The following is a 12458-nucleotide window of genomic DNA, read 5'->3' as shown; positions in this document are numbered from 1 at the left end:
AGTAAACATTACACATTAATTTCAAACTTGTGTTACATTCATAGTGTTTTTCTGACCGGTATCTCTGTGTTTTTTTATACAGCATTGTGTTACTTGTTAATTATAAAGGCATATTAGGCGCAATGAATTCTGCCGGATACGATTTTGTGGTCAGACTGGGTTTACTAATTTAAGGGGAAAAATATCTTGACGGAACTAATTAGCTTTCTTAACAGCCTTAACAGTATCCTTTGGGGCTCCGTGCTGATTTATCTTCTTCTTGGCGCCGGTATTTACTTCACGATACGTACAGGTTTTATACAGATTCGCCATTTTGGGCACATGTTTTCAGTATTGAAAAACAGTAAAAAATCTGACAGTGCAGGTATTTCATCATTCCAGGCTCTGTGTACCAGCTTAGCAGCGCGGGTTGGCACCGGTAACCTTACTGGTGTGGCAATCGCCTTAACGGCCGGTGGGCCTGGCGCCATTTTTTGGATGTGGATGGTTGCTCTGATTGGGATGGCAACCTCTTTTATTGAGAGTACACTTGCCCAGCTGTACAAGACAAAAGACGATAAGGGGAATTACCGCGGTGGTCCGGCCTACTATATGGAAAAAGGGCTTGGAGTACGTTGGATGGGCATTCTGTTCTCCATATTCCTCATTATTGCTTTTGGTCTGGTATTTAATGCTGTTCAGGCAAATTCCATCGTTCAGGCTGCTGCTTTCGCATTCGATTTCAATCCCTTATATGTCGGCATCGGTTTGGTGATTCTTAGCGGGATCATTATTTTTGGTGGCTTGCGCTCTATTGCTCGGGTTGCAGAGTTGGTTGTCCCTTTTATGGCGATAGCTTATCTGATTCTGGCATTCTGGGTCGTCGGTCATAACTTTGAACGCATGCCAGAAGTGTTTGCATTAATTTTCAAAAGCGCATTCGGTTTGCAGGAAGCAGTCGCAGGCACCGTTGGTTATGGTGTTGCACAGGCGATGACACAAGGTGTTCAGCGCGGGCTGTTTTCAAACGAAGCAGGGATGGGTTCAGCGCCCAATGCTGCGGCTTCTGCTTCTCCATATCCTCCTCATCCAGCATCTCAGGGTTATGTGCAAATGCTAGGGGTCTTTATGGATACTCTGGTTATCTGTAGCGCTACTGCTGTTATCATCCTGTCATCGGGTGTGCTTGATGGCAATATTTCGGGAATAAGTGGAATAGAACTGACTCAGCGAGCACTGTCTTCCGCTGTTGGTGATTGGGGATCTGAATTTATTGCACTGGCTATCTTCTTTTTCGCATTCACATCAATCATTGCAAATTATGCTTATGCTGAAAGCAATATCGTATTCCTTGAACGTAATCATACTGCTGGTTTAGTGATCTTACGTCTGGCGGCGTTGGGTATGGTGATGTTTGGTTCGTTGGCTGAATTGCCTTTAGTTTGGAAAATGGCTGATTTGTCTATGGCATTGATGGCAATTACTAACCTGACCGCTATTTTGTTGCTTTCTGGCGTCGCATTTAAGCTCGCAAAAGATTACAACCAACAGAGACGTGTTGGTAAATTACCGACATTTGATATCAATCAGTATCCTGAGATTCAGAAAAAAGTTGAAGTTGGTATTTGGGAAGAAACGGCAACTCTTGCCCAATCTAACCAAGCGGTTGACCGCAAGTGAAATGCTAGCACACAGTATCGTTAATACTATTTAACAACATAGTGGCTGATAGCCTTTCACGTTTCATCTGTTATTCTTGCCTTATTTCCATCTAACTTATGGGAATAAGGCATTTTTACTTGTGGTCTATGTCAAGAGCAAAACCGGTAGTTTTATAAAAAAATCATGTAAAACATAAATTTTATTTTGTATTCATTTGATTTCTTTGTGTTATTATCTTGCTTTCAATTAATAGGTAGGACAGGGAAATGATGAAGAAGATCATATTAGTTGGCTTATTTATGCTATTGGCGGGGTGTTCCAGCCTGGAAGATCGGGGCACTTATAAAGTTGATAGCTCTTTTCCTTCACAAGGTCAAAATGACAGAGTGAGGTTTTTGGTATTCCACTATACCGCTGTCAATGATGAAGATTCTTTACGTATACTCACTCAGGGCGGTGTTAGTGCTCATTATTTGCTCCCATCGTTACCGAATTATGTGAGAGGCAAGCCTGTTATTTTGCAACTGGTTCCTGAAGATAAGAGGGCGTGGCATGCTGGTGTTAGTGGATGGAATGGTCGGAAAGACTTGAATGACACTTCGATTGGCATTGAAATTGTTAATAAAGGATTTACGGAAATGCTACTTGAGAAAGAGTGGTATCCGTTTAATGAGCAGCAGATCGATCTATTAACGCGTTTGGCGAAAGATATTATCCAACGTTATGGCATTGAACCTATTAATGTCGTTGGTCACAGTGATATTGCACCTTTGAGAAAGTATGATCCAGGTAAACTTTTCCCTTGGAAGAGTTTGGCTGAACAAGGTATCGGTGCATGGCCTGATGATGCAACCGTTGAAAAGTATATGGCGGGTAGAAAGTGGAATGATGGTGCTTCTGTTGAGTTAATTCAGAAGACATTGGCTAAATATGGCTACACCATTCCACAAACTGGTGTGCTTGATGAGGATACCCGTAAAACAATCAGTGCGTTCCAGATGCATTTCAGGCCAGATGACATCAGTGGTAATCCTGATGCACAAACTGAATCGATAGCTCTGGCTCTGGTTGAGAAATATAAAAAGTAGTTTTGATTTGTAATATCTCGTTGCGATCGTGCCATAAGAATAACTTTATCGGAGTGACCTTTATGGCATGATTCTTCTCATTAACTCTATAGATTTTCATGATCTATTCTTCGAGCCTTTCTTCACTTTGTTTTAACCTGCAATGACAGTCTTACCTCGGCAGTTGTTGATCACATCTTTCCTGTTATCACTGTTTTAACATCAGGCGGCTTTCATTATTATTTCTATAGAGAAAGAATTAAGGTTATGGCTAAGTAATAAAATATTCAGTGTATATAAATAATCGTCGCTTTATTTTATAGTGACTATTACTGTCTTAAGTAATAGTCAGATTAAATGAAATTTTTGCGATATGGAGAAAATATTAATTTTTTTTATTATTTTTCCTTTTTGGCAGAATCAATGCCAGGATAATTCCAATTAGACTGATAAAGGGTGAATATATTATTATTTTGTTTTTGTCGGGAAAATAGTTTGGTAACATACTGCACAGATAGATAAAAATAGAGACTAGCCAACCATACAGCCCCACATCATTAAATCTGTAGGCTGTTTTCATGATTAAATAGTAAACCGTAGCGAAGGAGCACATTGCCCATAGACCAATAGAGATTATATATAACCACACTGATAACTCATATTGCATGTGGGCCGCGTAATTGTTTTCTGCTAGATAACCTGAGAGAAAGATCAATATTCCTAAAATAGCGGCTATTTTAATAAAGCTAATAATATAATCTTTTCTACTCAATCTTTGGCTGAAATAGCTTTTTATTGAACTCACTAGAGAATCGTTCATAAATAATAGTCAGATAAATAAGAATGGGACAGATAATAACTGATCTAACGATAGTATGAACAGAAAAATATGAATCAGATATTAGATGGGAATATTTTAAACGTAATTCGATAATTAAATATGTAGGAATAACGTGATGATTGTTAAATTATATGGTAGTTTATGTGCTTTATGATCTTTTTGGTATTTAGGTTATTTGGGGAAACTTGGCAAATGGTTGTTTGTTTATCTCAGATATTGAGGTAGTTGGTCATTTCTTGATGGCATTACATGTCAATTGATGGCGAATAGTTGGGGATGTGGATGCCTGAACAGTGTAATAGAGAATCAGATCAAGAATAACTATGGGGAGAGATGTGAAAACAAGGATCGAACAACATAAAGCGACTCTGTATGGAATATTGGCGATTGTGTTGTGGAGTACAATCGTTGGATTGATAAGAAGTGTGAGTGAAGATTTTGGGCCTGTAGGAGGCGCGGCGCTGATTTATACTGTTGGATCAATTTTTCTGATTCTGCTAATGGGCTTCCCAAAAGTCAGCGCTTTTCCCAGAGTTTACTTGTGGCTTGGCAGTCTATTATTTGTCAGTTATGAAATCTGTTTATCACTTGCATTAGGCTTCGCTAATAACCGTGCTCAAGCAATTGAGTTGGGTATGGTCAACTATCTATGGCCAGGTTTTACTGTTTTACTCACAGTGATTATTAATGAGCAGAAAGTGAATTGGTGGTTATATCCTGGTTTATTATTATCTATTCTGGGGATCGGTTGGGTGATGAGTGGTGACAATGGTTGGTCATTCAGACAGATGGTAGGAAATATCCAGAGCAATCCGTTAAGCTATGGGCTGGCTTTTGCGGGAGCAATTATTTGGGCGATGTATTGTAACATTACGAAAATAATGGCGGCAGGTAAGAATGGCATGTCGTTATTTTTTATCCTTACGGCTTTCGCATTATGGATTCAATATTTTTTTACGTCTCCTCCTGAAATGGCGATAAACCTGCGTAGTATCAGCATATTATTGTTTGCTGGAGCGGTTATGGGGGGGGCGAATGCAGCTTGGACTGTTGCGATCATCAGGGGACATGTTGCATTATTGGCTACATTGTCTTATTTCACGCCGATAATATCTACGGCTTTTTCATCATTGCTTCTTAGCACTGCCCTCTCTTTTTCATTTTGGCAAGGAGTGCTAATGGTTACCGTAGGATCAATTGTTTGCTGGTTAGCGACTAAAGCCAGATGATACCCGTTGAATCAAGATACCCGTTATCTTTTAAGTTGCCTCTTTGTTGGCTGCACTCACTCACCCCGGTCACATAGTTATCTATGCTCGCGGGGATTCGCTCCCTTGCCGTCGCGATGCAACTTGAAATCCATAGGGTATATCAGGGATGAAATACCAAAGGTACTGGCATCTGGTTTATCCGTTTTTCAAATTCATGTTAACGAAAACCAAGCGCCGTTAAAAAATCCGGCAGAGCTCTCTGTCCATCTAGCCATGAAACCCAGAGAGTCTTGCTAAGGGAAGTATTGTGCCTGGCATCAAATAAAAGTCAGAACACAAGGGTTGGAGCTCTTTATCTTTCACCGGAAAGCACGGTTGTATTGCTGGATAATTGCCTGTTTCAATATTCTCTGATTATCGTGTCACGAACAGTGGGTAGCGAAATGCAGAGGTAATTTAACTTCGAGCTTAATATCTGGATTCTGCCGGAAATCATAGGGCGTTATGCCATACTCTTTGCGGAACATGTAAGTGAAATGAGACTGAGAGCCGAAGCCGAAATCTAAAGCGATATCAAAAATAGGCAAAGAGCTGTTTCTTAAAAGATGAACAGCGCCGGCCAGGCGTCGCTGGCGGATATATTTACCAAGCGAAATGCCGGTGACTTCCTTGAATATTTTCTGCATGTGCCAAAGCGAGTAACCGGAGTAAGCTGCCAGTTCTTCCAGGTGGATTACCCGGCCAAGGTGATTCTCAATCCATTTGCTGAGAGCGCATACAAGTGCTAAGTGATTATCCTGTGGCATTAACAATTTTGTTCTGGTTGAAAATGAAAGGAAGTATACACAACTTTTTCTAAAGATGACAAAGCGTTGACATCACGATTTGGATTGTAACTGAATGTGACAATTGATTTTTTTGTTATAGTGAATAGAATCCACATGGTTAGTATTTGTTTAAATGTGTTCTGATATGTTGTTAGCATACATATTGTTGCGGGTACGATTTTTTCGCAATGAAAGCACAGGATGAATATTTTTCTTGTTTCATTGTTGTAAAATATCATTTTCCAACTTTATTCTTAACGTATTGCGTTCTGACCGAACTTAAAGGAAATAGAATTGGACATAAAAAAAACCATTGCAATCTTAGTATTACTTGGAATATGTCTGTTCTTGTATCTGTTAGCTTTGGATAGCTATTGTGATCAGGGGGGAAAGTTTGATTCAGGTATTTGTTCTGTGACTCGATATCTGCCTTTCTGATTAGTTGCTGATACTCATCAGCCATTTTCCCGTCATATATCTGTGCTAACATATATCTTCAATATCCACCCTTTAAAGCTAGTGTTTTGTTTGCTTTGAATAAAGCAGATAAGGGGAAGCGGTTGTTTTCCCACTAATAACAAGATAGAAGTTGCATCAAGAGGACAAGATGGCAGGACAATCGCAGCGGTCAACACTTAAACGCGGTTTAAAAAACCGGCATATTCAACTTATTGCTTTGGGGGGGGCTGTCGGGACTGGGTTGTTTCTCGGTATTGCACAAACCATAAAAATGGCAGGTCCCTCCGTAATTTTAGGATACGCTATCGCAGGCTTTATTGCATTTCTGATTATGCGTCAGCTAGGAGAGATGGTGGTCGAGGAGCCTGTAGCGGGGTCGTTTAGTCATTTCGCGTATAAATATTGGGGGGATTTTCCCGGATTTTTATCAGGTTGGAATTACTGGGCGATGTTTACTCTGGTTGGCATGGCTGAATTAACGGCTGTGGGAATGTATATCCACTACTGGTGGCCTGATATTCCAACCTGGGTTTCTGCAACCGTCTTCTTTGTCTTAATCAATACAGTAAATTTAATTAATGTCCGATTATATGGTGAAACAGAATTTTGGTTTTCCATCATTAAAGTGACCGCCATTATCTGTATGATTGTGTTTGGCGCTTACTTGTTAGTTAGCGGAAATGGCGGACCTCAGGCCAGTATTACTAACCTTTGGCAACATGGCGGCTTTATGCCTAATGGCATCACCAGCCTAATCATGGCAATGGCTGTGATCATGTTCTCTTTTGGTGGATTGGAACTGGTAGGTATTACCGCAGCAGAAGCGGAAAATCCACGTATCAGCATTCCTAAGGCCACCAATCAGGTAGTATACAGAATATTGATTTTCTATATTGGTTCTCTGACCGTGTTATTGTCGCTTTATCCGTGGGGCAATGTCGTTGAAGGTGAAAGCCCATTTGTTATGATTTTTCACAACCTGGATAGTTTCTGGGTAGCTAACGTTCTGAATATTGTTGTCCTAACTGCCGCATTGTCCGTTTATAACAGCGGTGTGTATTGTAACAGCCGGATGCTGTACGGTTTAGCAAAACAAGGCAATGCTCCTGGGATGCTGACAAAAGTTAATGAGAGTGGTGTTCCTATCAGAGCCATTGTCGTGTCTGCTTTGGCAACGTCCGTTGGTGTATTGATTAATTATGTGATGCCGGGCAAAGCATTTGAATTATTGATGGCGTTGGTGGTAACAACGTTAGTGATTAATTGGGTTATGATCTGTACGGCTCATTTAAAATTCCGGGCAGAAAAAGTTAAACAGGGAATAGAGCCATCATTTAAGGCATTTTGGTATCCATTCGGTAATTACCTGTGTCTGGCTTTCCTTGCCTTTATACTCGTCATTATTTTAATGATGGACAGCATCCGTATTTCAGTCATCCTGATGCCATTCTGGGTGGGTGTGTTATGGATTGGGTTTTTAATGTCTCGTTCCCGCCGTGATAAAATGAGATCACAGGAGCAGGGATAACATATATTTGGATTATCGCTATGAAGATACCAGGCTGATATTACACAGCCTGGTATTTTTTATCCAGTTACCATTGCCAACGTAACCAAGCGAAGAGGACGTTACCGTTATTATATGTGCCGGGAATATATGTCCCTTGCAGCGATAACCGATCATATTCTATGGAGAATAACGGTAATGGCAGTGGAATAGGGACATAATAATAATCATGACGAGCTGTAACGCTTAAAGTGAAACCGATTCCCATTCGGAAACCATCTAAATCACCGGGTATCCACATTTTCTGAAATCCATAGCCAACGATGGGTTCCAAACGATTATGAGAATCCATAAAAGCCATTGCATAAAGGGAATGCCAATCATTGTCTTGGTCGTAACGATATTTACCATAGCCGAAACCCCAGGGCCGCTCATTATATCTATCGATTTTCTCTTTATCGTAGGTATGCCTGTTATGCCAAGTAATTACCGGCAGATAAAGTTCATTGTTGGGCGCATCCCACGTGAGAGCGATATTACTGTTGAATTTTTCCCATAAACTACCTGAATTGTTGCTATAACCGATCGGTGTGTGAGATTCAGTCGTTGCTAATGACTTATTAGCAGTATCTGCCGTTGCTGCAAACACTGTCCCAGATGAGACTAAAAGAGTGGCTGATAGGGTATAGGTTGCGGTTAAATTAAACTTCATTATTTATTGCTCCAATTTCCCGACGACATAAATTGGGAAGATCCTGTGCATCACGTAAAATATGACAAACATCTAAATTCAGGAATTCTACTCTTGCTATTTTCAATAAAAGTTAAACGAAAAATTAATATTAAGATGTGATAGGTATTAACTGGGTATATTTAATACTGATATTTTAGTCGACTAATCTTGGGAATGTGTTGACTTTTTCTTTCACCCAGACAGTAGAGATTGGTCTCTATGAACATACTATAGATATAAAAAATCTAATAATAAGATAGGCAAAATAAATTAGTATTATTTATGTTATCTGGGGTTTTGTTGAGTGGATAAACTGTAAGCTAATTAGGATAACCTTGGATTTTCAAATTTTTGCAGTTATGTTAAACAATAATTGTTGTTAAGAATTTTAAATATGTGCGTTAGCTCCATAGCTGATAAAAAATGGCTTGCCATCATATTAAGAATATGTGATAAATCGTTCGGGTAAACGAGGTACGGTTCTGTTATACGGTTCTGTTAATAGCAGCAACTCGCTCTAGTTTTTATGTTGCGCCGAAACGGCGAATTAGAATTAAGTGATCCAAAGGAAATTCTTAAAATGGCAAAAATCACTGGTACTGTAAAGTGGTTCAACGAATCAAAAGGTTTTGGCTTTATTACTCCTGCTGATGGCAGCAAAGATGTGTTTGTGCATTTTAGCGCTATTCAGAGCGAGGGTTTTAAAACTCTGGCGGAAGGCCAAAAAGTTGAGTTTGAAATTCAGGACGGTCAGAAAGGTCCTTCTGCGGCAAACGTCACTACAGCATAACTTCTTTTTGTCGATCATTTTGGATTGACGAAGTAAATTTGTTGTCTGATTGATTTTTTACTGGCAACAATGACATACCGATATCACCCTGTTGGTTAGCTGATAGGGTGTTTTTGTTTTTGGCTCGGGGCGCTCTTTATTGAGCTGAGATGAACCCGTAATACCTGATCTGGATAATGCCAGCGTAGGGAAGTCATGGTGTCTTTTCCTGATACTTGCTTTTCTCTTGCTGGTTGGAAGAGGCGCTTATAATGAGAATCAACTCACTGACAATTGCCGGTACTGATCCTGGCGGCGGTGCCGGCATTCAAGCCGACTTGAAAACTTTTTCCGCGCTTGGCGCTTATGGCACAACAGTAATGACAGCGCTTGTCGCGCAAAATACCTGCGGCGTGCAATCTATTTATAATATCGATCCTACTTTTGTTGCGGCACAGCTTGAATCCGTGCTGTCAGATATCAGAATTGATAGCGCTAAGATAGGCATGTTATCTAATGCAGCCAACGTTGCTGTTGTTGCCGACGCAATAAGTCGTTATTCCGTTCCTTATGTTGTATTGGATACGGTAATGCTTGCGAAAAGTGGCGATCCGTTGCTGACGCCGGAAGCGGTTTCCGAGGTTGTTGAACGATTATTACCGAAGGTTTCGCTGATTACGCCAAATTTGCCGGAAGCCGCGGCGATATTAAAGTGCTCTGTAGCAAAAACCGAAACGGACATGCAAAAACAAGGGCGTGAATTATTATCGCTAGGATGCGAAGCCGTTTTACTGAAAGGCGGGCACCTTACAGAATATGAAAGCCCTGATTGGCTATTTACGGTTGAGGGTGAATGGCGTTTTACTGCGCCCAGAATCAATACGCGTCATACTCATGGTACAGGGTGTACGCTCTCCGCTGCATTGGCTGCTTTACGTCCACGTTATTCGAGTTGGCAGACAACCCTGCCTGTCGCCAAAGCATACCTCCAGGCGGCGTTAGAACAGGCGGACTCGTTAGAGGTAGGAAAAGGCATTGGGCCTGTACACCATTTTCATCAGTGGTGGTGAGAATAACTGACTGGCGTTTTCGGGATTTGGTGAGAAAGTGATAATGAATAAGAAGAGTAAGGTATTTATGCTGTGAGAGCAGTATAGCTCAACATTGGCAGCGACCTACTATCTATTCATTCTATTCATTATCACCGGCGACAAGCTTGACTTACGCGATAGTCACTTGTTTATCCAGATAGACATCTTGAACCGCATTAATCAATTCAATGCCCTCTTTCATGGATTTTTTGAACGCTTTACGACCAAGGATTAGCCCCATACCGCCTGCGCGTTTATTAATGACGGCGGTGCGAACTGAATCACTCAAATCATTATTACCGGATGCACCACCTGAGTTAATCATACCGGCGCGTCCCATGTAGCAATTAGCTATCTGATAACGGACCAGATCGATAGGATGGTCGCTAGTCAAATTAGTGTAAACACGTTTATCGGTATGACCAAAACCAATTGCAGTATAGCCGCCATTATTTTCGGCCATTTTCTGTTTAACGATATCGGCGCCGATAGTGACGGCCAAATGGTTAGCTTGGCCTGTTAGGTCCGCACTGGAGTGATAATCTACTCCCTCTTTTTTGAAGGCGGAATTGCGTAGGTAGGCCCACAACACCGTTACCATGCCTAATTCATGCGCCCGTTTAAAGGCGGCTGAAATTTCCTCAATTTGACGCCGTGATTCAATAGAGCCAAAGTAAATCGTTGCGCCAACCGCAACGGCGCCTATCTCAAATGCTTGTTCAACACTGGCATATAAAGTTTGATCATATTGAGCGGGATAGCTCAGTGCTTCATTATGGTTCAGTTTAACCAAAAATGGGATCTTATGAGCATAACGACGAGAAACAGAGGATAACACGCCATAAGTAGAGGCAACACAGTTACAGCCGGCTTCGATAGCCAGTTCAACGATATTTTTGGGATCGAAATAGAGAGGGTTTGCTGCAAAAGAAGCGGCGGCAGAATGTTCTACGCCTTGGTCCACCGGCAAAATAGATAAATAACCAGTGCCGCCAAGACGACCATGATTTAACAATGTTTGCATGGAGCGCAAAACTGTATTGGGTCGGTTATTGTCGATCATTACGCGGTCAACAAAATCGGAGCTTGGCAGATAGAGACTTTCACTTGGGATGGTATTACAACGATGTTGCAATAAATTGTCCGCATCTTTGCCTAACAACTTAGCGATATCAGTCATGTTTTACTCCAGTTATGAAAAGATATCATTGATTGTCATTTATCCTTTTTAGGATAACAAGTTGTATTGGGAGGGAAGTGGTAGTGGATCGCTTCAGGTGGGGGGATAAAGAGAATTTTATTACTTAGAGCGTGGCTATTTAACGTAAGATCTTTATGTGTTGAGTTATATATTTCTGTAATTCCTATTGCTTGCTAGTAGACAATTTTCTTGGATAAGATAAATAGATGTATGAAATTTAATACTGATAAAGAATAAATTATTCATTGTATTTATAACATTGATATTGATTGGGTTTTGATAAATTTAAATATCAATATAGTTAAACTGATCGTCTTTGTTGATATTGTTAATATTTCCTTGGATTTTATTATTCAACCATGAAATGTTTTCATTATTGATTGGATATGTATTGCTATTTCTATAAAATTTCGGGAAAATAATTTATATTTTATTTGTTTAAGTTTTTTATCTATATAGATTATATACTATAAGTTTAACTATTTCTCTTTATCGATACCAAAAAATGGAAATAAATTTATTATGTGAATCCAAGAGTGCCTTTTTATTTATGAAGGAATCAATTTTTTAGTTATTGTTCTTTATTGATTTATAATATTACAATGTTGTTGGATGGAATTGATAAAATTGTTGGGTGATTTTGGAGCGAAAACTAATGTGAATTTATCATTCTCAATAAATAACTCATTGATTAATATTGACTTGTTGCGTTTTTTGAGTAGTTTAGTTAACCGGTAAATAAAATCATTCTTTATATTTTATTATTCATACCTCTAAGGTTAATGTTTTGTCATTGAGTGTTTTATAGAAATATAATATATTTATATATTATTTAAGTGAGTTTTATAAGGTTAGGTGTTCATATTTTTCTAACAGCTTTTGATATAAGTTTCATTGGTCTTAATTATTGGTGTGAATAATCTTTTATTTTGTCATTTTATTTATAACCACGTTTCAATATTATATATGATAAATAACCATGTTTAAATAACTTTTCAAAATAGTAGAACACTTGGAGGGAACTCAGTCCAATTTTTGCAATCTGATCAATTGTAGATAATCCCAAACCACTAAACGGACTGAGTTATGCCTATCATAGCACCTATACCCC

11 protein-coding genes and 1 riboswitch are annotated in these 12458 nt (G+C 39.6%); of the genes, 7 read left to right on the top strand and 4 right to left on the bottom strand.

The genetic code is table 11. The features are described 5' to 3' along the window. Nucleotides 1-186 precede the first annotated feature (186 nt). Both EAE92_RS18995 and EAE92_RS18990 read left to right on the top strand, forming a co-directional pair. A complete protein-coding gene (locus tag EAE92_RS18995; RefSeq protein ID WP_036805057.1) occupies nt 187-1659 on the top strand; it encodes an alanine/glycine:cation symporter family protein in 1473 nt (490 codons plus the stop codon). Nucleotides 1660-1910: 251 nt separating this feature from the next. Continuing rightward, nucleotides 1911-2729: an N-acetylmuramoyl-L-alanine amidase gene (locus tag EAE92_RS18990; protein WP_214069234.1), complete on the top strand. Its 819-nt coding sequence runs from the start codon at nt 1911-1913 to the stop codon at nt 2727-2729. A 364-nt stretch (nt 2730-3093) separates the two neighbouring features. On the opposite strand, the gene EAE92_RS18985 is transcribed toward EAE92_RS18990, so the two are convergent. Then, nucleotides 3094-3528: a DUF805 domain-containing protein gene (locus EAE92_RS18985; protein ID WP_214069208.1), complete on the bottom strand. Its 435-nt coding sequence runs from the start codon at nt 3526-3528 to the stop codon at nt 3094-3096. A gap of 344 nt (nt 3529-3872) precedes the next feature. On the opposite strand from EAE92_RS18985, the gene yddG reads away from it, so the two are divergent. After that, the gene (yddG, locus tag EAE92_RS18980; RefSeq protein ID WP_246545295.1) at nt 3873-4778 is read left to right on the top strand and encodes an aromatic amino acid DMT transporter YddG; all 906 of its coding nucleotides are present in this window, start codon (nt 3873-3875) and stop codon (nt 4776-4778) included. A gap of 404 nt (nt 4779-5182) precedes the next feature. On the opposite strand, the gene EAE92_RS18975 is transcribed toward yddG, so the two are convergent. After that, entirely contained in the window at nt 5183-5566 is a 384-nt protein-coding gene (locus EAE92_RS18975) for a helix-turn-helix domain-containing protein (protein ID WP_214069232.1), read from the bottom strand. Between the two features lie 315 nt (nt 5567-5881). Here EAE92_RS18975 and mgrB point away from each other — a divergent pair, with 315 nt between their 5' ends. Beyond that, the gene (gene mgrB / locus EAE92_RS18970; RefSeq protein ID WP_082300881.1) at nt 5882-6025 is read left to right on the top strand and encodes a PhoP/PhoQ regulatory lipoprotein MgrB; all 144 of its coding nucleotides are present in this window, start codon (nt 5882-5884) and stop codon (nt 6023-6025) included. Nucleotides 6026-6194: 169 nt separating this feature from the next. Next, nucleotides 6195-7574, top strand: a complete 1380-nt coding sequence (locus EAE92_RS18965) for an amino acid permease (RefSeq protein ID WP_214069207.1) — start codon at nt 6195-6197, stop codon at nt 7572-7574. Between the two features lie 67 nt (nt 7575-7641). Here EAE92_RS18965 and pagP read toward each other — a convergent pair whose 3' ends face one another. Beyond that, complete coding sequence (pagP, locus tag EAE92_RS18960; protein WP_214069206.1) at nt 7642-8265, bottom strand: lipid IV(A) palmitoyltransferase PagP; 624 nt, start codon at nt 8263-8265, stop codon at nt 7642-7644. A 601-nt stretch (nt 8266-8866) separates the two neighbouring features. Between pagP and cspE the strand changes: the two genes are divergently transcribed. Together cspE and thiD are read left to right on the top strand one after the other, a co-directional pair. Beyond that, nucleotides 8867-9076 carry a transcription antiterminator/RNA stability regulator CspE gene (cspE, locus tag EAE92_RS18955; protein WP_036781809.1) on the top strand — a complete coding sequence of 70 codons (210 nt, stop codon included), beginning with the start codon at nt 8867-8869 and terminating at the stop codon, nt 9074-9076. A 115-nt stretch (nt 9077-9191) separates the two neighbouring features. Continuing rightward, nucleotides 9192-9284, top strand: a riboswitch (TPP riboswitch). Between the two features lie 40 nt (nt 9285-9324). Next, the gene (gene thiD, locus EAE92_RS18950) at nt 9325-10125 is read left to right on the top strand and encodes a bifunctional hydroxymethylpyrimidine kinase/phosphomethylpyrimidine kinase (RefSeq protein WP_214069231.1); all 801 of its coding nucleotides are present in this window, start codon (nt 9325-9327) and stop codon (nt 10123-10125) included. Between the two features lie 151 nt (nt 10126-10276). Here the strand turns inward: thiD and fbaB are convergent, their stop codons facing one another. After that, nucleotides 10277-11326, bottom strand: a complete 1050-nt coding sequence (gene fbaB / locus EAE92_RS18945; protein ID WP_214069205.1) for a class I fructose-bisphosphate aldolase — start codon at nt 11324-11326, stop codon at nt 10277-10279. Nucleotides 11327-12458 lie beyond the last annotated feature (1132 nt).

The sequence above is a fragment of the Photorhabdus hainanensis genome (assembly GCF_018448965.1).
GTDB lineage: Bacteria > Pseudomonadota > Gammaproteobacteria > Enterobacterales > Enterobacteriaceae > Photorhabdus > Photorhabdus akhurstii.
The sequence above is the reverse complement of the archived record's forward strand: the minus strand, read 5'-3'. Positions and strand labels throughout refer to the sequence as shown.